19 protein-coding genes are annotated in these 23,059 nt (G+C 70.8%); 10 read left to right on the plus strand and 9 right to left on the minus strand.

What is annotated here, in order from left to right; all coding sequences use genetic code 11:
• The first annotated feature begins 97 nt into the window (after positions 1–97).
• A complete protein-coding gene (locus HBB12_RS05120; RefSeq protein WP_236988364.1) occupies positions 98–1,777 on the plus strand; it encodes a methyl-accepting chemotaxis protein in 1,680 nt (559 codons plus the stop codon).
• A gap of 5 nt (positions 1,778–1,782) precedes the next feature.
• On the opposite strand, the gene HBB12_RS05125 is transcribed toward HBB12_RS05120, so the two are convergent.
• Positions 1,783–4,185, minus strand: coding sequence for a nucleotide disphospho-sugar-binding domain-containing protein (locus HBB12_RS05125; RefSeq protein ID WP_236988365.1), 2,403 nt, complete (start codon positions 4,183–4,185; stop codon positions 1,783–1,785).
• A gap of 612 nt (positions 4,186–4,797) precedes the next feature.
• Positions 4,798–5,589 carry a class II glutamine amidotransferase gene (locus HBB12_RS05130; protein ID WP_236988366.1) on the minus strand — a complete coding sequence of 264 codons (792 nt, stop codon included), beginning with the start codon at positions 5,587–5,589 and terminating at the stop codon, positions 4,798–4,800.
• Positions 5,590–6,067: 478 nt separating this feature from the next.
• Here HBB12_RS05130 and HBB12_RS05135 point away from each other — a divergent pair, with 478 nt between their 5' ends.
• A complete protein-coding gene (locus HBB12_RS05135; protein ID WP_236988367.1) occupies positions 6,068–6,448 on the plus strand; it encodes a response regulator in 381 nt (126 codons plus the stop codon).
• Positions 6,449–6,535: 87 nt separating this feature from the next.
• Here HBB12_RS05135 and rpsU read toward each other — a convergent pair whose 3' ends face one another.
• Both rpsU and HBB12_RS05145 read right to left on the minus strand, forming a co-directional pair.
• Positions 6,536–6,838, minus strand: coding sequence for a 30S ribosomal protein S21 (rpsU, locus tag HBB12_RS05140; RefSeq protein ID WP_203158559.1), 303 nt, complete (start codon positions 6,836–6,838; stop codon positions 6,536–6,538).
• Positions 6,839–7,158: 320 nt separating this feature from the next.
• Positions 7,159–8,385 (minus strand): polyhydroxyalkanoate depolymerase, encoded by a 1,227-nt coding sequence (locus HBB12_RS05145; RefSeq protein WP_236988368.1) that lies wholly within the window; start codon positions 8,383–8,385, stop codon positions 7,159–7,161.
• A gap of 314 nt (positions 8,386–8,699) precedes the next feature.
• On the opposite strand from HBB12_RS05145, the gene HBB12_RS05150 reads away from it, so the two are divergent.
• Positions 8,700–9,353, plus strand: coding sequence for a glutathione S-transferase (locus tag HBB12_RS05150; protein ID WP_236988369.1), 654 nt, complete (start codon positions 8,700–8,702; stop codon positions 9,351–9,353).
• A 213-nt stretch (positions 9,354–9,566) separates the two neighbouring features.
• Here the strand turns inward: HBB12_RS05150 and chrA are convergent, their stop codons facing one another.
• Positions 9,567–10,952 (minus strand): chromate efflux transporter, encoded by a 1,386-nt coding sequence (gene chrA / locus HBB12_RS05155; protein ID WP_236988370.1) that lies wholly within the window; start codon positions 10,950–10,952, stop codon positions 9,567–9,569.
• A 135-nt stretch (positions 10,953–11,087) separates the two neighbouring features.
• Here chrA and ruvB point away from each other — a divergent pair, with 135 nt between their 5' ends.
• The 7 genes from ruvB to tolB all read left to right on the plus strand — a co-directional run bounded on the left by ruvB (position 11,088) and on the right by tolB (position 18,040).
• Positions 11,088–12,161: a Holliday junction branch migration DNA helicase RuvB gene (gene ruvB, locus HBB12_RS05160; RefSeq protein WP_272913315.1), complete on the plus strand. Its 1,074-nt coding sequence runs from the start codon at positions 11,088–11,090 to the stop codon at positions 12,159–12,161.
• A complete protein-coding gene (locus HBB12_RS05165; protein WP_236988372.1) occupies positions 12,154–13,101 on the plus strand; it encodes a metallophosphoesterase in 948 nt (315 codons plus the stop codon). The genes ruvB and HBB12_RS05165 overlap by 8 nt, the downstream gene beginning before the upstream one ends.
• Positions 13,102–13,258: 157 nt before the next feature.
• A complete protein-coding gene (gene ybgC / locus HBB12_RS05170) occupies positions 13,259–13,663 on the plus strand; it encodes a tol-pal system-associated acyl-CoA thioesterase (protein ID WP_236992667.1) in 405 nt (134 codons plus the stop codon).
• 186 nt (positions 13,664–13,849) lie between these two features.
• On the plus strand, positions 13,850–14,566 hold the full coding sequence (gene tolQ / locus HBB12_RS05175) for a protein TolQ (RefSeq protein WP_236988373.1): 717 nt from the start codon (positions 13,850–13,852) through the stop codon (positions 14,564–14,566).
• Between the two features lie 32 nt (positions 14,567–14,598).
• Entirely contained in the window at positions 14,599–15,045 is a 447-nt protein-coding gene (locus HBB12_RS05180; RefSeq protein WP_236988374.1) for an ExbD/TolR family protein, read from the plus strand.
• Between the two features lie 339 nt (positions 15,046–15,384).
• A complete protein-coding gene (tolA, locus tag HBB12_RS05185) occupies positions 15,385–16,665 on the plus strand; it encodes a cell envelope integrity protein TolA (protein WP_502306734.1) in 1,281 nt (426 codons plus the stop codon).
• Between the two features lie 46 nt (positions 16,666–16,711).
• A complete protein-coding gene (tolB, locus tag HBB12_RS05190; protein ID WP_236988376.1) occupies positions 16,712–18,040 on the plus strand; it encodes a Tol-Pal system beta propeller repeat protein TolB in 1,329 nt (442 codons plus the stop codon).
• Between the two features lie 573 nt (positions 18,041–18,613).
• Here tolB and HBB12_RS05195 read toward each other — a convergent pair.
• The 4 genes from HBB12_RS05195 to hflK all read right to left on the minus strand — a co-directional run bounded on the left by HBB12_RS05195 (position 18,614) and on the right by hflK (position 22,881).
• A complete protein-coding gene (locus tag HBB12_RS05195; RefSeq protein ID WP_236988377.1) occupies positions 18,614–20,125 on the minus strand; it encodes a DegQ family serine endoprotease in 1,512 nt (503 codons plus the stop codon).
• A gap of 226 nt (positions 20,126–20,351) precedes the next feature.
• On the minus strand, positions 20,352–20,546 hold the full coding sequence (locus tag HBB12_RS05200; RefSeq protein ID WP_236988378.1) for a DUF2065 family protein: 195 nt from the start codon (positions 20,544–20,546) through the stop codon (positions 20,352–20,354).
• Positions 20,547–20,734: 188 nt separating this feature from the next.
• Entirely contained in the window at positions 20,735–21,655 is a 921-nt protein-coding gene (gene hflC, locus HBB12_RS05205; RefSeq protein WP_236988379.1) for a protease modulator HflC, read from the minus strand.
• The gene (gene hflK, locus HBB12_RS05210) at positions 21,652–22,881 is read right to left on the minus strand and encodes an FtsH protease activity modulator HflK (RefSeq protein WP_236988380.1); all 1,230 of its coding nucleotides are present in this window, start codon (positions 22,879–22,881) and stop codon (positions 21,652–21,654) included. Before hflK ends, hflC begins: the two co-directional genes overlap by 4 nt.
• Positions 22,882–23,059 lie beyond the last annotated feature (178 nt).

The following is a 23,059-nucleotide window of genomic DNA, read 5'->3' on the forward strand; positions in this document are numbered from 1 at the left end:
ATGCAATAGTCATAGTATTGCTTCGGCGACTAAATTTAATATTACAGAAGGATTTTCCACTGTAGGGCGCACCATCGGTTCATTTCTCGGTGCATCCATGCGTTTCACGTTAGGCCGGAAGCTCGGCATCGTCGTCGGGCTGCCCATCCTGGTCGCCGCCGGCATCGCCGCCTTCGCGATCTCCCTGTCGCAGAACGAGCAAAGCCGCGCGGGCGCCGTGGAGGCGGCCTGGGAGGCGGCGTTCCACACCCGCACCCTGGCGCAAGGGATCGAGCACGTGGTGGTGACGGTGCAGGCCCTGGTGGCGGCCGAGGACGTCGCCGAGGCCGGCCAGAAATTCGGGGCGCTGGACGCGGCGCTCGCCGCGGTCGAGGCCGAGCGCCCGGCCTTCTTCGCGGCGCTCAAGCCCTCTCTCGACGAGGCCGAGGCGCGGACGCTCTCGCTGACCCTGCAGGAATTCCTGGCCTACCAGCGCGACACGGCGGAGCTCGGCCGGACGCTCTCGCCCAAGGCGGCGCGGATCCAGGCCGCCGACGAGGCGACGATCACGAGCCGCGAGCGGATGGTGGCAAAAATCCTGGCGCTGGGCGACGCGGTGCTCGCGCGGCTCCAGGACGAGCGCGAGGCGGTGGCCCGGGCGAGGGCCCGGGAGGCGGTGGCCCTCGTCGCGGTGCCGGCCCTCGGGCTCGTCGTCGCGGTCGCGGGCGCGGCCTGGGTGAGCCTGACGCAGGTGCAGCGCCCGCTCCAGGCCTTGCGCCGCACGATGCTCTCCCTGACCGCCGGGGACCTGGCGGTGAGCGTGCCGTTCACCCGGCGGCGCGACGAGATGGGCGAGATGGCCTCCTCCATCGCGGTGTTCCAGGCGGCCCTGTGCGAGCAGGGCGCGGCGCAGGACGCGGAGCGGGTCCGGGCGGGAATCGAGCGGCGGCGGGCCGAGCGGCTGGACGGAGCCTGCCGGGCCTTCGAGGCCCGGGCCTCGCAGGCGGCCGAGGCGCTGGACGCCTCGACCCGCGAGATGGAGCTGACCGCCGACGTGCTGTCGCGGGCGGCGCACGAGGTCGAGCAGCAATCGGCGGCGGTCACCGGCGCCTCCGGCGTCGCCGCGCGGGCGGTGGCGGAGGTGGAGGGCGCGTTCCGGCATTTTTCGGACTCGGCTGCCGGCGTCGGCGGACGGGTCGGCCGGGCGAGCGAGATGGCGAGCGCGACGCTCGCCCGCAGCCAGGCCACCGCCGACACGGTGGGGCGGCTGGTGAGCGCGTCGGGCGAGATCGGCGAGGCCGCCGACCTGATCCGCACCATCGCCGAGCAGACCAACCTGCTGGCGCTGAACGCCACGATCGAGGCGGCGCGGGCCGGCGCCGCCGGCCGGGGCTTCGCGGTGGTGGCCGGCGAGGTCAAGGCGCTCGCCGGCCAGACCGCGGCCGCGACCGACCGGATCGCCGCGCAGATCGCCGCGATCCAAGGCGCGACCCGGCACACCGCCGAGGAGATCGGCGCGATCATCGACGCGGTGGCGGAGACGAGCCGGCTCGCCGACGAGATCCGCGGCGCGATGCTGGACCAGGCGACGACGAGCGACGGCATCGGCCGCAACATCGACCGCGCCGGCGCCGAGGCGCGCCGCGTCGCCGAGAGCATCGACCAGGTCCGCACCGCCTCCCTGGCGAGCGCCGCGCAATCGGACCAGGTCCGGGCGGTGGCCGGGGTGCTCGCGCAGAACTCGGCCCTGCTGGCGGAATCGGTCACGGCGTTCCTGGGGGAGGTGCGGGCGGCGTGAGGGCGTCACGGCCCTGGGGTTCGACCGGCGGCGAGCCGGTCCAGGGGGAAGCGGGTATTGGCGAGGAACCGCGCACGCTGATCCTCGGGCACCGTGCCGGAGGCGAGGGCGCGCAAGGTCGCCTCCAGGCTCGTGCGGTCGTCGCCGGCCCAGTAGGCGTTGACCGCAAGCTCGTCCAGGGCGCCGTAGGCGTAGATCCAGGGCTCCAGGAACAACCCGTGCTCGGGCCTCGGCGTGGCGGCGGCGATGATGGCGTAGCGGGTGGCACGGGCGTAATCGGCGTGCATCCGGCAGGCGCCGCTCGCGGCGTGCGGCGCCTCGGCGCGGGTGGGGATCAGGGCCATCGCCCGGTCCAGGGGTTCCAGCACCGAAGCCAGCGGCCGCCTGGCCCGCTGCATGAGGCGGCCGGCCTCCAGCAGCGACACGTAGACCTCGTCGGGCGAAAAGCCCTGGTCGGCCCGTTCGAGGAACCGCGCGATCGCCGCCTCGACCTCGCCGCGATCCCGGTGGCCCTGCGCGAGGTGGAAGGTGTAGTGCGCGGCGAGCGGCGGGGTGGGCGCCTCGGCCAGGGCTCTCTCGACCGCCGCGGTGGCGAGCCGGTCGGCCTCGGGGTCGCGCCTCTCGGCGCGAGGTCGGCGGAGGGTCGGGCCCGGCAGGTGCCCGGCGGCCCCGGCCGTGTCGCAGGCGAGGGTCTCCGGGATCACTCCGTCAGAGCGCCAGGGCAGGGCGGTGCGCAGGATCCGCGGCCGGCGGCTGACGGTGTCGCCGCAGGCGACGTCCAGGGTGTAGCTGTCGGCGGTGAGGGTCGGCAGCGTGGTGCCCGCCGGGACGTCGAGCCGCTCCTCGGCCTCGATCAGGAGGCAGTAGGTGCCGTGCCGGCGGGCGAGGTGCAGCGCCTCGCTGCGGGTCCGGGCGATGTCATCCCCTAGGCGCTCGTGCAGGGCGCCGGGCAGGCCGGCGAGCGCGCGCCGGACCACGTCCTGCGTGCCGTCGGTGGAGCCGGCATCGACGACGACCCACGAATCGATCAGCGGACGCACGCTGTCGAGGCAGGCGCGGATGAGCGGCGCCCGGTCCCGGACGACCAGGCACAGGCACAGAGTCTGGCCGGACGGCACCGCGTGTTCCCTCCGGGACGGACCGGGGGAGGGCGGGGGTGTAGCCGAGGGCGGGCGGAGCAGGGCGTCGCAGGCCTGCGCGACCCCGCTCTCGGCCCGCATCAGCACCTGCACCTCGCGGCAGGCCTCCGCCACAACGGCCGAGCCCACCAGATCCTCGATCGCCCGCCGCGCCCGCCCGGCCGTGAAACGCCAGCGCGGGAGAGATCGCCCGACCTCGAGACGCACCACCCGCTCGGCCTCGTCGGCATGGTCGAACGCCACCGGCACGATCAGCTGCGGGCAGCCGGCCGCCAGCGCCTGCGCCACCGTGCCGACCCCGCCATGATGCACCAGGGCCGCGCAGTCCGGCAGGAGCCGGCTCAGCGGCGCGTAAGCGGCGTGGATCACCCCGGGCGGCAGGCCGGCGGGGATCTCCTCGGCCCGGCCGGAGAGCAGGATCGCGCGCCGGCCCGAGAGCCGGCACGCCGCGGCGGCGGCGGCGAAGAATCCTTGCGCCCCGGCCATGGCCGAGCCGTAGGTGAAGACGACAGGCGCCGGTCCGGCGCGCAGGAAGGCGGCGAGGTCGGGGGCGAGGTCCGCGGCCTCGCCGAAGGTGTCGGCGAGGGGAAAGCCGACCTGGACGATCTGGGCCGGCCAGTCGGGCTGGGGCGGGGCGTACCAGTCGGGCACGGCGAGCAGGACGCGCTCGGGGCTGTGCCACCAGTGGCGCAGGCGCCGGACCGGGCCGAGGCCGAGGCGGTCCCGGAGGGCGTTCAGGGGCGGGAGCGAAGCGGGATCGAGGACGAAGCGGTCGGCGCCGCGGCCGAGCGCGTGGCGCAAGGAGGCGGGCAGGCAGCGGGGCAGCGGCAGGCCGGGCAGACGGGGCGGGGCGAACCGGCTCTCGATGAGCATCGGCATGAGGTGGAGCGTCGTGAGCGACAGCCCGCGATGCTCCTGGGCCACCCGCGCGCCGAGCGCCAGGGAGGAGGCGACGACGAGGTCGTCGGGACCGGCTCGGGCTTCGAGCCAGTCGTGGGTCGGCGCGATGGCCGCCGCCACGGCCTCGATCATGGCCCGCGCGCCGCGAACCGGACGCCACAGCTCCGCCTGTCCCACGGTCTGAGCGAACTCGGCCGCGGTGCCGATGGGGTGGAAAGCGAGGCCGGCATGGTTCGCGAGCGGCCGGAACGGCTCCGGTGCCGCGACCTGCACCGCATGCCCCCGCGCCTGCAGCGCCGCCGCGATGGCGAGGACAGGCAGGATGTCGCCATGCGTGCCCACGGCCGCGAGGAAGACGCGTCGGGTCATGCCGCGCTATCGGTCGGCCGAAGGAGGCGTCGTAAGATAGCGTCGGCCTTCGTGACAATCATCGAAGCAGATTTTCATTTCGTTTCGCCCGCGACGGATCGCCATGCTCAGCATGCATCTCGAAAATTCATGATAAGACGATGCCGATGTATCGTCCCTCCGCATCGGCTGCGCCGGGCCATGCGCCTGCAATCACTTTTCCCTGGCGGATATGCGTGCATCGAAGGTTCATGGCTCGCCAGCGATGGCCATGCTCGCGTCTTTGCGCGCTTGCGTCGAACGGCGCAAGGCAAAACATCCGGACGCAGCGAGTGGGTTAGATATAGCAACTATATTTTGACATGAAGATAATTATTGACGCCGCTCAAAGACGTGTTGCTTGATTTTTTATCGCCGAGCGATCTGCCCTGATGCGATGCCGGCAGAGTCGTTCTCCCCGGGGAGCGCCGGGCTGTCCGGGACAGGAAAAGGCGCGGGTTTCTCCCTCCCCCCTCTGCGGGCAGGGTTGTCCGGGGAAAGCCTTTGGCGCGCTGGCTCAAGGACAGCACAGCCAAAAGACGCCCTACGGCGACCAAACCGGAATGACCGCCGGCGATCCCGCCAGCCGATCCCTCACGCCGCCGCCCGGAATCCCACCCGGTCCGGCCCGGCCACCCGCACCGGCTCGCCCGCGCGCGCCAGGAGCGTGCCGCCCTTCGGCACTTCGGACCAGCCGGCCCGCAATCCGTCGATCGGCTCGGAGACGACCGCGAGGCCGGTGCCGGTCTCGCGCCAGTACAGGCTCGGCGGGCGGCCGTCGCAGGCCCAGCGGAAGGCGGTGAGGCTCTCGCCGTCGGTGAGCACGGCGGTGAAGCGCAGGGGCTCGTCGATCCCCGCCTCGCGCATCAGGCCGCTTGCGGCCGACAGGCTCGCCGCCATGGCGCCGACGGGATCCCGGTCGAGACCGTGCGCCAGCGCGAGGAGGAACAAAGCCTCCGAATCGGTCGATCCCTGGCGCGCCTCGTAGAGCGCATCCGGAATCATCGCCTCGAGCCGCCGGCGGATGCGCGCATAGCCGCCGATCTGGCCGTTATGCATGAACAGGTGGCGGCCATGGGCGAAGGGATGGCAATTCGCCCGGGTGGTCGCGGTGCCGGTCGCGGCGCGGACATGGGCGAAGAAGGTGCGGGCGCGGATCTGCCGGGAGAGGCTGCGCAGGTTCTCGTCGGACCAGGCCGGCCGCACGTCGCGGTAGAGGCCGGGCTCGGGCCGGTCGCCGTACCAGCCGATGCCGAAACCGTCGCCGTTGGTCTCGGTCTGGGCCTCCGTCGCGTGCAGCGACTGATGCACGAGGGAATGGGTCGGCGCGCAGACCAGTTCGTCGAGATAGACCGGGTCGCCGTGGTAGGCGAGGAAGCGGCACATCGGCTCTTCACCTCCCGCGGCGGGTGCCGGTCCCGCTCCGGGCCGTGCCTCGTCCGCCGCCTTCATCGAACCGTAACATTCCGCCCCGGACGGTGAACAGCCCGTTAATGCACCGCAGCATGCCCGAAGGTTCCCCATATGCCCAAGGCTCATGCCCAAGATACAGGCAATGCCGTTGGGTCAGGGCCTGGCATGCGCGGCACGCATCACAAGCCCGGATGAGGGTAGACCTTTTGCCGGGATCAATGTCAGCATTGAGTCGTTGATGCTCACGCAGGCGTGTTCGCGTCGCCGGGTCGCGTCCCTTGTTCCGGCCATGCATCACACCGGGCCCGATCTCCGTCCCGTCGGTTCCGCTCGCCCCCGTCGCCTCGCGCATCGGGAGCGTCGCGGCGATGCGTCGGGCGGCCCTGCATCAATCCCGAGCACTCACGAGGACCCGGGACTCAATAAATCGTCAAAGAATACAGGAGGCTTCATGGGCAGAGCAGCACCCACACCGTCGATCGCCGTCGTGGTCGAGGACGACGAATCCGTCCGGGATTTCGCCGCGGCGATCCTGGAGGAGACCGATCTCGACGTGATCGCCTGCGACAGCGCCGCCGACGCGCTGGCGGTGATGCGCGAGCACGGCTCCGAGGTCGCGCTGCTGTTCACGGAGATGCAGCTCTCCGGCGAGATGGACGGGGCCACCCTGGCCCGCACGGTGGAGCGGGACTGGCCTGACGTGCGCCTCGTGGTGACCTCGCGGCCGGGCGCGGCGCAAGCCGTGCCGGACCATGCGGTCTACATGCAGAAGCCGTGGCGGCCGCTCGACGTGCTGGTCGAGGCCGAGCGGGCCGCCCACGCGGCGGCGTGACGAACGACAAGAGCCCGCACGCCTCGCGGCGTCGGGCTCACGTCCGGTCGACGACCCCACCCGAAGGGTGGGGCGCGACCAGTGGCTTTAGGCCGAGGCGGCCGGAGCGGCGGCCGGGGCCGGAGCCGACGGGGCCATGCCCGGACGGCGGGGACCGCCGACGCGGGGCTTCGGCTTCGGAGCGGCGATCAGGCCCTCACGGATGGCGGTCTTGCGGGCCTGCTTGCGGGCGCGGCGCACGGCCTCCGCCTTCTCGCGGGCCTTGCGCACCGACGGCTTCTCGTAGGCCTTGCGCTGCTTCATCTCGCGGAAGATGCCCTCGCGCTGCATCTTCTTCTTGAGGACGCGGAGGGCCTGATCGACGTTGTTGTCCCGAACGAGTACCTGCAAGGGTGTATGTCCTTTTGCCTAAATCCAGAATCGTGGCCGACCTTGCGCGGAACGCGCCCGGATGGCTGCCTGCCCGGCCAACCGAAATGCGCCCCACGGCCCGGACCTGCAAGGGACCGGGAGGGGCTTAGGTTGCATCGCGGTTACACCGGAGCCCGGCGCAAGCTGTCGGCGCACGGTATGCGCCTGATCGGGGCCTTACACCACTCCGCCAGGACTTCCAACCGGGGAGTGGCTGCCTGACCGAAATTTGAGCGGCTATGGACCCGGAACGGGGCCGGATTCGCGTCCCGTCGCAGGTAGGCCGAGGGCCGGGCGGGTCAAGCGTTGGCCTGGATGAAGTTGCGCACCAGCGGGTAGGTCTGGCTCTCCCACTTGCGGCCGGAGAACACCCCGTAATGGCCGACTCCGGCCTGGAGGTGGTGGCTCTTGCGGAAGGGTTTCAGGCCGGTACAGAGGTCGTGCGCCGCCACCGTCTGGCCAACGGCGCAGATGTCGTCGCGCTCGCCCTCCACCGTCATCAGGGCGGTCTTGCGGATCGCCCGCATGTCGATCGGCGCCCCGCGGAAGGTCAGCTTGTTCTGCGCCAGGGTAGCGTCCTGGAACACGGTCTTGACCGTCTCGAGGTAGAATTCCGCCGCGAGGTCGAGGACGGCGAAATACTCGTCGTAGAAGGACTCGATCTGTGCCGCCTTGGCCCTCGCCTCAGGGACACCCTCGCCCTCGGCGAGGTGCCAGAACAGGTCGAGATGGCCGTGCATGTGGCGCGCGGCGTTCATCGACATGAAGGCCCCGACCTGCATGAACCCCGGATAGACCCGCCGCCCGGCCCCGGCATGGCGGCGCGGCACGGTGGCGATCAGGTTGCGCTCGAACCATTCGATCGGCTTCGAGGTGGCGAGCTCGTTGACCTTGGTCGGGTTGATCCGGGTGTCGACCGGGCCGGCCATCAGGGTCATGCTCGCCGGCTGCGCCGCGTTGCGGCTCTCGGCCATCACGGCGGCCGCCGCGAGCGCCTGCACGCAGGGCTGGCACACCGCCACGAGGTGGGCGCCCTCGCCGATCGCCTCCAGGAACTGCACCAGGTGGGCGACGTAATCGTCGAAGCCGAACCGGCCGGCGCTGAGCGGCACGTCGCGGGCATTGTGCCAGTCGGTGATGTAGACGTCGTGGTCGGCGAGAAGCGTGCGCACCGTGCCGCGCAGGAGCGTGCCGAAATGGCCCGAGAGGGGTGCCACCACCAGCACCCGGGGCTGCTCGCTGACCATGTCCTTGCGGAAGCGCAGGAGCGTGCCGAAGGGCGTGGAGAGCACCGGCTCCTCGGTCACCGGCACCTCGCGGTTGCCGATCCGCAGGGTCTCGATCCCGTAGGAGGGCCGCGCATGGGTGAGGCCGGCCCGCATCATCATCCGGGCGGCGGCCGCGATCCAGGTCGCCGCGCCGTAGCCGCCCGTCGTCCAGGGCGCCGCGCCCTGGTGCAGCATCCGCCCCCAGGCGCGGGTGGCGGTGGCGATATCCGACTGGACCTCGAAGGCATCGTACAGCATCGGCCCGGGCTCTCCCTCACGGACACGCGCGGGATGCGGCCCGGCGACAAGCGTAGGGCACCGCTTCCTCCTCCCGCGACCGGACTTTCGGCTGACCGCGAGAGGCATCCCCATGCCGGCGGGATGCGACCCTCGTGCCAAATCTCTCGTCCAACTCTCTCGCGGGGGTAGTCTAGGTGCGGCTGACTTGTGCGAAGATTGCGCCCCTGCGCGCGCGCCGGCCGGCACGTGTCCTTCGGCACGAGTCTTGGATCGCTCGGGTGGGAACCCAGGGGCAGACGGGCCGCGCGACACCGGCCCGGGGAGGAGACGGCATGGCCGAGGCGACGCTGACGATCTCAAGCCGCAACTATTCGTCCTGGTCGCTGCGGGGCTGGCTGCTCTGCCGCATGGCGGGGCTCGACCTCGACGTGGAGGTCCTGTCCGGCGATCCGGCGAGCCGGGCCGAGCTCCTGCACCTCACGCCCTCGTTCCTGGTGCCGCGGCTGACCCACGGCGCGGTGCGGGTCTGGGACGTGCTCGCCATCGCCCAGTACCTGACGGAGATCCGCCCCGAAGCAGGGCTCCTGCCCGCCGACCTCGCCACCCGCTCCTGGTCGCGCTCGATCTCGGGCGAGATGCATGGCGGCTTCATCAACCTGCGCTCGGCCCTGCCGATGAACCTGCGCGCCCGCTACACCGACTTCACGGTCTGGGGCGGCGCCCAGGCCGACATCGCCCGGGTGATCGAGATCTGGCAGGAGGCGCTCGAGGCCCACGGGGGACCCTATCTGTTCGGCGCGCGGCCGGTGGTGGCTGACGCGATGTACGCTCCCGTCTGCACCCGCTTCGTCACCTACGGCGTCGCCCTGCCGCCCGATTGCGCCGCCTACCGCGACACGATCATGGACTGGGACCTGATGCGCGACTGGATCGCCGCGGCCGCCGACGAGCCGGAGGAGATCGAGGAGCTGGACATGGAGTTCTGACACCGTTTTTCCCGAACGTCGAAGAGATGCGAGACTCCTCGATCCCACCCACGACCTCATCCTGAGGTGCGAACGGAGTGAGCCTCGAAGGAGGGCTCCAGAAATCTCGAAGATGACTGGAGCCCTCCTTCGAGGCTGCTTCGCAGCACCTCAGGATGAGGTCGTGGGTGGGATGAACGATGAGAGCGTTCACCCGGATCCGGGGTTCACGACTCAGATCAGCCCCGCCAGCCGCAACCCCACCCCCGCCGCCGCGCAGGCCGCGAGCACCGGGATCATCCCGGCCTTGAACCGGAACACCGCCACGATCGCGGCGAGCGCCAGGGCGAGCGCGTAGGGGTCGACGCTGGCGAGCACCGGCACGTCGAGCGTCAGCGGCCCGACGGTCACCGGGCGCACCGTCCGGAACAGCGTGTGGAGGGCGAACCAGACCGCCAGGTTGAGGATCACCCCCACCACCGCCGCGGTGATCGCCGAGAGCGCGCCGGCCAGCGCCACGTTCCCCCGCAGGCGCTCGACGTAAGGGGCGCCGACGAAAATCCACAGGAAGCAGGGCGCGAAGGTAACCCAGGTGGTGAGCAAGCCCCCGAGCGTGCCGGCGGCGAGCGGCGAGAGCGCCCCGGACGCCCGATAGGCGGCGAGGAAGCCGACGAACTGCGTCACCATGATGAGCGGGCCGGGCGTGGTCTCGGCCATGCCGAGGCCGTCGAGCATCTCGCCCGGCCGCATCCAGCCGTACTGCTCCACCGCCGCCTGCGCCACGTAGGCGAGCGCCGCATAGGCGCCGCCGAAGGTCACCAGCGCCATCTTGGAGAAGAACACGGCGATGCGGGAGAACACGTCGTCGGGCCCCAGCGCCAGGAGGAGCGCGGCGACCGGAACGAGCCAGATCGCCGCCCAGACGGCGAGGGTGGTCAGCGTCTCGCCCCAGGTCGTGCGCTCGCGCGGCAGCGCGTCGTCGCCGAACAGGTAGGGACCGTCGCCCGCTCCCGCCGCGTGACCGCCGCCGGGACGGAAGGCCGGATGCCCGGCCCGGCCGCCGAGAAAGCCGACGAGGCCCGCCGCCACGACGACGAGCGGGAACGGCACGTCGAGGAAAAAAATGCCCACGAAGGCGGCAGCGGCGAGCCCGGCCATCGCCGGACCGCGCAAGGCCCGCCGGCCGATGCGCTGCACCGCTTCGAGCACGATGGCGAGGACCGCGGCCTTGAGGCCGAAGAACAGCCCGGCGACCGGCCCGGCCTCGCCGTAGAGGACGTAGATCCAGCTCAGGGCCATGATGGCGAGAAGTCCCGGCAGCACGAACAGCCCGCCGGCCAACAGGCCGCCCCGGGCCCCGTGCATCAGCCAGCCGACGTAAGTCGCGAGCTGCTGCGCCTCCGGCCCGGGCAACAGGGTGCAGAAGTTGAGGGCGTGCAGGAAGCGGTTCTCGGAGATCCAGCGTTTCTCCTCGACCAGCACCCGGTGCATCACCGCGATCTGCCCGGCCGGCCCGCCGAAGGACAGGGCGGCGACCCGCAGCCAGACCGGCAGGGCCTGCCCCAGGGTGACGGGCCGGGGCGGCGCCCGGTCCAGCGTCGCAGGCTCGATCGTCGTCACGGGGTCGGGCTCTCCGGGGCAGGGATGCCACAGCGTAGCGCGATCGGTCGCGTTGTGCGACAGAGGCCAGCGATTACATCCGGCGGGCGGTCGACCGCCCGGGCGGCGGAAGCCGCCGGCCTCGCGCCGTCGATGATGCACACCGTCAGGTCCCGCGTGAGCAAGCCCAGCAAAGCCCTCCTCACCCCCGAGCGCCGCATGGACGATGTCGAAGCCTCGATCCGGCCGCTCAGCCTCGCCGATTTCACCGGCCAGAGGGCGGCGCGCGCCAACCTCCAGGTGTTCATCGACGCGGCGAAGAAGACCGGTCAGGCCCTCGACCACGTGCTGTTCGTCGGGCCCCCGGGCCTCGGCAAGACGACGCTCGCCCAGATCGTCGCCCGCGAGCTCGGGGTGAACTTCCGCTCGACCTCCGGCCCGGTGATCGCCAAGGCCGGGGATCTGGCCGCGCAGCTCACGAACCTCGAAGAGCGCGATGTCCTGTTCATCGACGAGATCCACCGCCTCAACCCGGCGGTGGAAGAGATTCTCTATCCGGCGATGGAGGATTACCAGCTCGACCTCATCATCGGCGAGGGGCCGGCCGCCCGCTCGGTGAAGATCGAGCTGCCGAAATTCACGCTCGTCGCCGCCACCACCCGGGCTGGCTTGCTCACCACGCCGTTGCGCGACCGCTTCGGCATCCCGGTCCGGCTCGAATTCTACGAGATCGACGAACTCGAACTCATCGTCGGCCGCGGCGCCCGGGTGCTCGGCATCGGCATGGCGCCGGACGGCGCCAACGAGATCGCCAAGCGCGCGCGCGGCACGCCGCGCATCGCCGGGCGGTTGCTGCGCCGGGTGCGCGACTTCGCCATCGTGGAGGACGCCCCCACCATCACCCGGGCCATCGCCGACCGGGCGCTCCGGCTCCTCGACGTCGATCCGGCCGGCCTCGACACGATGGACCGCAAGTACCTGAGCATCATCGCGCATTCGTTCAACGGCGGGCCGGTCGGGGTGGAGACCATCGCGGCGGCGCTCTCCGAGCCCCGCGACGCGATCGAGGAGATCATCGAGCCCTACCTGATCCAGAAGGGCTTCGTGCAGCGCACGCCCCGCGGCCGGGTGCTCACCGCCCACGCCTTCCGCCATCTCGGCCTGCCGGAGCCGAGGCGCGACGGGACCGTGCAGTTCGGGCTGTTCACCGGCGGCGACGAGGATGCGTGAGGCGGGGAGGGGATACCGCCTCTTCACCCGCCGCCGGGTGCTCCAGGGCGCGGGCGCCGTCGCGCTCTCAGGCGTCAGCACCGGCGCCTACGCCACCGGGATCGAGCCCTTTCGCCAGGTCGTGACCCGGTACGCGATCACGGCCAACCCCGCCGCGCCCTGGCCGGCGGGGCTCTCCTTACGCATCGCGGTGCTCACCGACATCCATGCCTGCGAGCCCTGGATGAGCGCGGAGCGCATCGCCGGCATCGTGGATGCGACCAACGCGCTCCAGGCCGATCTCGTGGTGCTGGTCGGCGATTTCGTGGCCGGCCAGCGTTACGTCACCCGCTACGTGCCCGCCGCCGAATGGGCGCCGGTGCTGGGTAAGCTCACGGCGCCGCTCGGCGTCTACGCGGTGCTCGGCAACCACGACTGGTGGGAGGACAAGACCGCCCAGAAGCGCGGCGCCGGACCGACCATCGCCGGCACGGCACTCACCGAGAACGGCATCCGGGTTCTGTCGAACGAGGCCGTGCCGCTCGCGACCCGGGCCGGCCCGGTCTGGCTCGCCGGGCTCGAGGACCAGCTCGCCCTGCTGCCCGCGCGCCGCCGCACCGGCCGCGGGCGGGTCGGCCTGGACGACCTGCCCGCCACCCTGGCGGCGGTGCCCGACGGCGCGCCGATGATCCTGCTGGCGCACGAGCCCGACATCTTCGCCCAGGTGCCGGCCCGGGTGGCGCTGACCCTGTCGGGCCACACCCATGGCGGGCAGATAAGGCTGTTCGGCTGGTCGCCGGTGGTGCCTTCGCGCTATCCCGGCCGCTACGCCTACGGCCATGTCCGCGAGGCGAGCGACCTGGTGATCTCCGGGGGCTTGGGCCTCAGTATCGCGCCGATCCGCATCGGGGTGCCGCCGGAGATCGTGGTGGTGGAGCTGGGGGCGGGGGCGGTCGCTTGATACATTTTTCCACCGAACCCGTTTAAAGTAAAAAGCGCGGGATCCCCTCTCCCGTGTGGGAGAGGGGAAGCGCGCGACTTGTCGGCCTCGGTTCATCGGAGACGCTTCCAGGCGCGACCAGAACGAGATCAAAACGGAATTCTACGTGACCGAACCCATGCCCCCGGACGCCCACGCCCTGCCTTTGCGCGTCTACTACGAGGACACGGATTTCTCCGGCTTCGTCTACCACGCGAGCTACCTGCGCTTCATGGAGCGCGGCCGGACCGAACTCCTGCGCGGCCTGGCCGGCGACCAGTCCGACCTGCATCGGGAGGCGGACGGTCTCGTCTTCGTGGTGCGGCGGATGAGCCTCGACTACCTCAAGCCCGCCCGGATGGACGACGCGCTCACGGTGCTGACCGCGACCCGCGAGCTGCGCGGCGCCTCGATGCATCTCGACCAGGAGGTGCGCCGCGGCGACGAGGTTCTGGTGCGCGCCGAGGTGGTGGTGGCCTGCGTGCGCGACGGACGCGCCGTGCGCCTGCCCGAGGCCCTGCGCCGCACGCTGGCGCGCCGTTGAGCGGTCCCACTCACCATTCCTTAACCCTGCCGGGGGCTTAACTCGCGGCGGGCGAACGCTCTTTCCGGAGCGGCGGCCCATACTTTCGACAGATTCGGGCGCGATCGAACCACGATACGCAAAACCCCGATCCCGGTTGGAGTGCCCGAGGGCCGTTCATCGGCCCGGGACGCGAGGATGAGCCGCATGAATCCCGCCGACGCCGCCCAGGCGATGCCCGTGGTCGAGATCACGATGTTCGGCCTGTTCTGGCAGGCCCACCTCGTCGTCAAGGTGGTGATGCTCGGCCTGCTCGGCTCCTCGATCTGGTGCTGGTCGATCATCGTCGACAAGACGCTGCTGTTCCGCCGCACCAAGGCGGAGATGGACGCCTTCGAGGAGGAGTTCTGGTCCGGCCGGCCGCTGGAAGAACTGTTCCGCGCCTACAACGACAAGCCGGCGACCGGGCTCGCCGCCCTGTTCGTCGCCGCGATGCGCGAATGGCGCCGCTCCTACGAGGGCTCCGGCCGCTCGATCCGCAGCCTCGGCCAGCGGATCGACAAGGTGCTCGACGTGACGATCCAGCGCGAGGTCGAGCGGCTGGAATCGCGCCTGCTGTTCCTGGCCTCGATCGGCTCGGCCGGCCCGTATATCGGCCTGTTCGGCACGGTGTTCGGCATCATGACGGCGTTCACGTCGATCGCCGCCTCGAAGAACACCTCGCTGGCGGTCGTGGCGCCCGGCATCGCCGAGGCCTTGTTCGCCACCGCGATCGGCCTGTTCGCGGCGATTCCCGCGGTGCTCGCCTACAACAAGCTCCAGGCCTCGGTCGCCAAGGCGCAAGGGCGTCTGGAGGGCTTTGCCGACGAGTTCTCGGCGATCCTGTCGCGCCAGATCGACGAGCGCATGGCCCTGGCGGCCTGAACCTTGAGCCTCTTCAGGAAGGATCGAGCCCGATGAGCATGGCCTCCGGAGCGGCACAGGGCGGCGGGCGCCGTCGGCGCGGCCGGCGGAGCGGCGGCGCGATCAACGAGATCAACATGACGCCGTTCATCGACGTCGTGCTGGTGCTCCTGATCATCTTCATGGTCGCCGCCCCGATGATGACGGTCGGCGTGCCCCTCGACCTGCCGCAGACCAAGGCCGCGCCGCTCAACCAGGATTCGAAGCCGATTACCCTCTCGATCCGCCAGACCGGCCAGGTCTTCCTCGGCGAGGACGAGCTCACCGACGACACCATCGTCGCCAAGCTCTCGTCGACCGCCAAGGACGGGTTCGAGGAGCGGGTGTTCGTGCGCGGCGACAAGCGGGTCGATTACGGCCGCGTCGCTCAGGTGATGGCGATCGTGACGGGCGGCGGCTTCAAGAAGGTCGCCCTCGTGACCGAGCCCGACCAGCGTTAGTAGGGCGGGGTTCTTCCGGTGGCGTTTCCCTTCGACAGGTCCGAGCCCGGCGTCTGGGTCTCGGCCGGCGCGCACGTGGTGCTGATCGGCTTGGCGCTCTTCGCCGCCGCCTCGCACACGCTGCCGCAGGCCGAGGAGGGCGTGCCGGTCGAGGTCATCACCGAGAACCAGTTTTCGGAGTTGACCAAGGGCCAGCGCGACGGCGACGCCCCGGCCAAGAGCCCGCGCGCCGACCGTGTCGCCGACAAGCAGCAGGAGAACGATCCCGGCGAGGCCAAGGCCAACGTGCCGACCCCGCCGACGCGCCCGCCCGAGATCAAGGTCGCCAACGCCGAGGAGATGCCGACGCCGCCCCTGCGCCCGGCCCTCGAGCAGCCCGAACCCGCCCCGATGCCACCGGCCCGCCCCGACACCGCCAAGGCTGACGCTGCAAAGGCCGATGCCGAGAAGGCCGCGGCGGCTGCCGCAGCCGCCGCCGAGAAGGCCAAGGCGGAGGCAGAGGCGCGCGCCGAAGCCAAGGCGGAAGCCGAGCGCGAGGCCAAGGAGGCCGCCAAGGAAGCGGCCCGCGAGGCCGCCAAGGAGGCGGCGAAGGCCGCAGCCAAGGAAGCGGCGAAGGAAGCAGCCAAAGCGGCGGCCGAGAAGGCGGCGGCCGTGGCCGCCAAGGAAGCTGCAAAGGCCGCGGCGGAGAAGGCGGCGGCCGAGAAGGCCGAGGCCGAGGCGATCCGGCGCGAGGAACTGGCCGAGGCCAAGGCAGCGGCCGAGAAGGCCGCCGCCGAGAAGGCGGCGGCGAAGGCCAAGGCCGAAGCCAAGGCCCGCGCCGACGCCGAGGCGAAAGCGAAGGCCGAGGCCAAGGCGGAAGCCGAGGCCGAAGCGAAGGCGAAGGCTCAAGCGGACGCCGAGGCGAAGGCCAAGGCAGTCGCCGAGGCCAAGGCGAAGGCGGACGCCAAGGCGCGCGCCGAGGCCAAGGCCGAAGCGGAGGCCCGGAAAGCCGAGGCGGAAGCGAAGGCCGAGGCCGAAGCCGAGGCGAAAGCGCAAGCCAAGGCGGACGCCGAGGCCAAGGCCCACGCCGCCGCGGAGGCCAGGGCCAAGGCGGAGGCCGCCGCGAAGGCCAAGGCCATGGCGGACGCGAAGGCCAAGGCCGCTGCCGAGGCCAAGGCCAGGCGCCAGGCCGAGCTCGCCGCCAAGTTCAATTCGGGCTCGATCCGCGACATGCTGGCCTCGCACGGGCCGTCGCAATCGACCGGCGCCACCGGCCGCGAGGTGCAGCGCACCGCCGCCCTCGGAGCCGCGACCGGCACGTCGCAGCGCCTCAACCCGAGCCAGCGCGACGCCCTGGTCGGCCTGCTCCAGCAGCAGATCGAGCGCTGCTACTCGGCGCCGCCCGGCGCCGCGCAGGGGATCGTGCTGCCGCAGCTCGACATCCGCCTGAACCCCGACGGGTCGCTCACCACCGAACCGCGCATCCTGCGCGCCGGCGGCAGTGCGGTCGATCGCTCGATCGCCGAGGCCGCGGTGCGGGCGGTGCGGCGCTGCGCGCCCTTCCGCATCCCGTCCCAGTTCGCCCCGTTCTACAACGACTGGCGGGTCATCAACGCCGAGTTCGAGCTGCCGCGGGCCTAAAACTCCTGCCGGCCGCCTGCCTCACCCCACGATGGACGTCCCTTCCATGCACTCCCCCTCGCGATTGCGTTCCGCGCTCGCCGCATTCCTGTGGCTGTGCCTCGCCGCTTGCTTCGCCTCGCCGGCGCAGGCGCAGCTCAACCTGCGCATCGGCCCCGGCGGCGCCTTCCAGCCGATGCCGATCGCCATCGCCGACTTTTCCGGCGATCCGAGCCTCGGGCCGACCCTGTCGGGCATCGTCACCAACAACCTGAAGCGCTCCGGCTACTTCACCCCGGTCGAGAAGGCGCGCTTCCCCGAGAGCCCGAACTTCGACGCCGCGCCCAACTTCGCCGCCTGGAAGGATATGGGCGTGCAGGGCCTCGTCACCGGCCGGGTCATCCGCGACGGGTCGGGCCGGCTCAAGGCCGAGTTCCGGCTGTGGGACGTGCTGTCGGGCCAGCAGATGATCGGCCAGCAATATGCCGGCGACGGCGCCAATGCGCGCCGCATGGGCCACCTGATCTCGGATGCGGTCTACACCAAGATCACGGGCATCGGCGGCTTCTTCGACACCCGCGTCGCCTTCGTCGACGAATCGGGCTCGAAGGAGCACCGCCGCAAGCGCCTCGCCATCATGGACCAGGACGGCGCCAACGTGCGGTATCTCACGAGCGGCGAGGCCTCGGTGGTGGCGCCGCGCTACTCGCCCTCGACCCAGGACATCACCTACATGGCCCAGGTCACCGGCCAGCAGCCGAGGGTGCAGGTGATCAACCTCTCGACCGGCGCCCGCCAGGTGATCCCGACCAACGCCGAGATGAGCACCAGCCCGCGCTTCTCGCCGGACGGGCGCCGCCTGGTGATGAGCGACCAGGATGGCGGCAATGCCAGCATCTACGTGATGGACCTCGCCTCCAAGGCGCAGACCCGGATCACCAACGCTAACGCCATCGACACCTCGCCGTCCTTCTCGCCGGACGGGCGCGAGATCGTGTTCGAATCCGACCGCGGCGGCCAGCAGCAGGTCTACGTCATGGGCGCCGACGGCTCGAACCCGCGCCGCCTGACCTTCGGCGACGGCTCGGCCTCGCAGCCGGCCTGGTCGCCGCGGGGCGACTACATCGCCTTCACCCGCCAGCGGAAGGGCTCCTTCGCGATCTGCATCATGAAGCCCGACGGCACGGGTGAGCGCGTGCTGACGGAAGGCTTTCACAACGAGGGCCCGACCTGGGCGCCGAACGGCCAGTACCTGATCTTCTTCCGCGATCCCGGCGGCCAGGCCGGCGGCAAGCTCTACATGGTCGACATCACCGGCAAGGTCGAGCAGCCGGTCCCGACGCCGTCCTATGCGTCCGACCCGACCTGGTCGCCGCTGATCGACGCGCAGAAGTAAAGATGGTGCCGGTCACGGCAGTGGCCGGGCACGAGTGTTCGCATCTCTCGACATTCATGAGGCTCCATCCCATCCACGACCTCATCCTGAGGTGCTGAGCGATCTTCGATCGCTCAGCCTCGAAGGAGGGCTCCAGAAGCCTCTGCGGCAACTGGACATCTCCTTCGAGGTCAGTCGATCTTCGATCGATCGACACCTCAGGAATGAGGTCGGGGGTGGGATGAATGCTGTGCGCTCCTCGGCGGAAAGCGGAACGCTGCCCGCCTCATCCTGAACCGCATGGGTGTCTGGATTCCGGGTTCCGCTGCGCGGCCCCGGAATGACGAGGAGGGTGTTCGATCGACAGAAGAAAATCAATCAGTCCAACAGCAAGAAGAGCGCCGCGGGCGAACAAAAACCCGCCGCGCGACCGTGACTTATGCCAATGGCCCGAGATGCTGACGCATCGATTCGATCTCGGGCAGGCCCGAGACCGACGGGGCCATTGACCCATCTCGATTTTTCGATGTCAAGCCAGAGGCTTGGCAAAAATTCGAGAACGGAATCAAAGGTCGTTTCCAACGACCGTTGGTATCACTCAAGGCTCAACGCCACGAACCGCACCTCGCCATCCTTGTTCGAGACGAGGAGCAACGCCGACTTCCGTCCGTCCTTCTTGATCTGGTCGATGCGGCGGGTCACGTCGGCCGGCGAGGTCACGGCCTCCTGGCCGACCTCGACGATCACGTCGCCGGCCTGGATGCGCTTGTCGGCGGCGTTGGAATTCGGGTCGACCCGGGTGACCAGCACGCCCTTGACGCTCTCCTTGACCCCGAAGCGCTTGCGCGACTCGTCCGAGAGGCCGGTGAGGTTGAGCCCCAGCGCCTGACGGGTGACGTCGGCCTCCGGCTGCGGCCGGTTGAGGGCGGCCTGCGTTTGCGGCTTGTCGCTGTCCTCCAGGCGGCCCAGCGTGACCTGCTTGGTCTGCTCCTGGCCCTTGCGGATCGTGGTCACATCGACGACCTTGCCGACCGGGGTCGAGGCGACGATGCGGGGCAGGTCGCTCGAACTCTTGACCTCGACGCCGTTGAACTTGGTGATCACGTCGCCGACCTCGAGGCCGGCGGTCTTGGCCGGGCCCTTCTCGTCGACGCCGGCGATCAGCGCGCCGCGGCCGCCGCCCTTGAGGCCGAGCGCCTCCGCCGTGGTGTCGTCGACGTTCTGGATCCGCACGCCGAGCCAGCCGCGGCGGACCTCGCCGAACTGGCGCAGCTGGTCGATCACCGGGCTGGCGGTGGAGGTCGGGACGGCGAAGCCGATGCCGACCGAGCCGCCGGTCGGCGACAGGATCGCCGTGTTGATGCCGATCACCTCGCCGTCCATGTTGAACAGCGGACCGCCGGAATTGCCCTTGTTGATGGCCGCGTCGGTCTGGATGTAGTTGTCGTAGGGGCCCGACTCGATGTTGCGGCCCCGGGCCGAGACGATGCCGGCCGAGACCGAGCCGCCGAGGCCGAACGGGTTGCCGATCGCGATGACCCAGTCGCCCGGCCGCATCTTGTCGGAATCGCCGAGCGGCACCGACTTCAGCGGCCGGTCCGGATCGGGCTTCACCCGCAGCACCGCGAGGTCGATCTTCGAATCCTTGCCGATGATCTCGGCCTTCAGCTTGCGGCCGTCATGCAGGATCACTTGGATGTCGTTGGCGTCGCCGATGACGTGGTTGTTGGTGACCACGATGCCGGACGAATCGATGATGAATCCGGAGCCGAGCGAGTTCGAGCGGCGCGGTGCCCGCGGCTGGCTCTCGCCCCCGCCGCCACCCTGGCCGCGGCGGTTGAAGAATTCCTCGAACAGGTCCTCGAACGGCGTGCCCGGCGGCAGCTGCGGCATGGTGCGGCCACGCGCCTCGACGGTGGTGGAGGCCGAGATGTTCACCACCGCATCCGTCACCTGCTCGGCGAGGTCGGCCAGCGAGGCGGGACCCTTGGCCAGCGCGACGCTCGGCAAGGCGGCCGTGCCGACGGAGAGCGCGAAGAGGGCCCCCGCGAGAGCGGGCAGGCGCCGTCTCGCGAAGGCGGGGTTACGGCGCGAGGAAGCGGCCATCTGGGAACCTCGTTGGGCAGGATCGTCGTCAAAACGGTTCGGGCCCGGAAGCGGGGGGCGGCGTTCCACCCCGTCCGCATCATGGCCCGGACAATCCCGGCGACCGGGCCGGGAATCCCCTTAAGATCGTCTCCCGGCGAACCGGTTCAAGTCCCGGCGGATCGCCTCGGCCCAAGGACCAGCTTAACGGCCAGCGGAAGGGTGTGCCGAAGGATCGGTTTGGGAGTCAGCCGAGCAGCAGGCGCACCACGCCGACCACGACGACGCCGGCAGCGGCCGAGAGGAGGCCGACGAGACGCATCCGCTCCATCGGGGTCTGGGAGGCTTCCTGCATCGCCCGACGCATCGCCCCCGGGAAGGCGGCGCAGAGCAGGCCCTCGATGGCCAGCGCCAAGCCGAGGGCGGCGACGAGATCCTTCACGGCAGGACACCGCGCGCCCGCCCGCGGGCGGGCCCTTGCGCCTGTCCTGTTCCCCCCTGCGGTCGCATCTTGTTGGTCTCCGCGGCACGGCAGGCCCGGGGCCCGCCGTCACAAAAGCGCGCCCCGCCGGGGCGGGGCGCTCGGGTATCGTCGCGTATCGGCGTCCGCTGAGGCGGAGGGGCGCCGGCCTACTGGCCGGCCGCCGGAGCCGCGGCGGGGCGGGCCCGCCCCTGCGGGTCGTTGAAGTAGCGGAAGAACTCCGAGCCGGGGCTGATCACCAGCCGCGTGTCGGACCCGCTCAGGCCCTTCTCGTAGGCCTGCATCGACCGGTAGAAGGCGAAGAAGTCCGGGTCCTGCCCGAAGGCGTCGGCGAGGATGCGGTTGCGGTCCGCCTCGCCCTGGCCTCGGAGCTGGTCGGCCTTCTGGTTCGCCTCGGCGAGGAGCACGGTCACGTCGCGGTCGGCCTTGGCCTTGATGGTCGCCGCCACCTGGTTGCCGTTGGCGCGCAGATCCGCCGCCTCGCGCTCGCGCTCGGTCCGCATCCGCTGGTAGACCGCCTGCGAGTTCGCCGCCGGCAGGTCGACCCGGGTCAGGCGCAGGTCGACGATCTCGATGCCGAGATTCTTCGCCTGCCGGTTCACGTCCTCCTGGATGCGGTTCATCAGGCCCTCGCGCTGGGTCCGCACGATCGCGTCCCGCGAGGCGCTGGCGAGCACGTTGCGCATCGCCGCGTTGGTGAAGCTGGACAGGCGCTGGTTGGCGACCTGGATGTTGTTCACCGACTGGTAGAAGCGCAGCGGGTCGACGATCTTGTAGCGGGCGAAGGCGTCGACCTCGAGGTTCTGGCGGTCGGCCGAGAGAACGGTCTGCACCGGCAGGTCGAGGTCGAGCAGCCGCTTCTCGAACAGCACGACGCTCTCGACGAACGGCACCTTGAAGTACAGGCCCGGCTTGTCGGTGCCGGCCTGGTTCAGGACGGTGCGGACGCCGCCGAACCGCAGCACCAGGGCCTGCTGGGTCTGGCCGACGGTGAAGGCCGCGGCGTAGACCATCACCAGGACGAGGACGCCGAGGACGACGGCGCCGGTGCGAAGCGCGTTGCCGTTCATCGCGCGCTCCCCTGAGCCGAGCTCCCTTGGGCAGCGTTACCCGGACGGGCCGTGTTGGCGAATTCCTGCAGCGGCAGGACCGGCAGCACGCCGGCCGCCGCGGCACCGGCACCCGCCGTGCCGCCCTGGTCGATGATCACCTTGTTCACGCCGCCCAGCACCTTCTCCATGGTGTCGAGGAACATCCGCTCGCGGGAGACCGCGGGCGAGAGCTTGTAGGAGTCGTAGACCTCGCGGAAGCGCGCGGCCTGGCCGGTCGCCTCGGCGGTGGCCTGGGACTTGAAGGCCTCGGCCTGCTGCTGGATCTGCGAGGACCGGCCACGGGCCTCGGGCACCACGCGGCTGGCATAGGTCTCGGCCTCGTTGCGGGCGCGGGCGGCGTCCTGCTGGGCCGCGTTCACGTCGACGAAGGCCTGGCGCACCTCGGCCGGCGGGCTCACGCCCTGGAGCTGGACCACGTTGATCAGCACGCCGGCGCCGTAGGAATCGAGCGCCTTCTGGATGATCTGCTGCACCTCCTGCGCCACGCTCGACTGCTCGGTGGTCAGGATCGCCTGGATCTGGCGCCGTCCCACCACCTCGCGCATCGCGCTCTCGGCCACCGACTTGATGGTGCCCTCGGGGTTCTGGAGGTTGAACACGAAGTCCTCGGCCTTGGCCGGGTTCACGCGCCACTGCACGTCGAAGTCGATGTCGACGATGTTGTCGTCGCCGGTGAGCATCAGGCTCTCCTCGGGCACGTCCCGGGAGCGCTGGGCGCCGACGCCCGAGCGGTAGCCGATCTGGATGCTGCGCGACTCGCCGACATTCGGCTTGACCACCGCGCCGACCGGGTAGGGGAAGTTCCAGCGCAGGCCCTCGCCGGACTGGCCGGTATAGCGCCCGAACACCGTGTTGATGCCGACCTGGCTCGGCAGCACCGTGTACCAGCCGGTCATCAGCCACAGCACCAGCACGACCAGCACCGCCAGCACCGCGCCCTTGGTGCCGACCGAGCCGCCGCCGGGGATCAGGGTCTTCAGACGGTCCTGGCTGCGGCGCAAGAGGTCCTCGAGGTCCGGCGGCTGGTTGCCGCCGCCCGAGCCCCCGCCGCCCCACGGGCCGCCACCGCCACCGCCGCCGGAGCCGCCCCCCCAGGGACCGCCGCTATTGCCGCCGCGATTGCCCCAGGGACCGCCCCCGTTGCCGCCGCCGCCACTGCCGCCGCTCTGATTGCTCCAAGGCATGCTCGCCCACGTCCTTTCCCGGCCGGCACGCCCCGCGCTGTCTCTCGCGTCCCGCGCGGCACTCGCATTGCACTGGCACTCGCTCCTCAGCGATATCGGCTGAGCCCCCGGCGAAAGCAACCACCGGCGCGGCTCCAATTCTCAAGGTTTGTGCCCCGCTGCGGGAGTTCCATCGCCG

The organism is Methylobacterium sp. SyP6R, from assembly GCF_019216885.1.
In the GTDB taxonomy this organism is placed as follows: Bacteria; Pseudomonadota; Alphaproteobacteria; order Rhizobiales; family Beijerinckiaceae; genus Methylobacterium.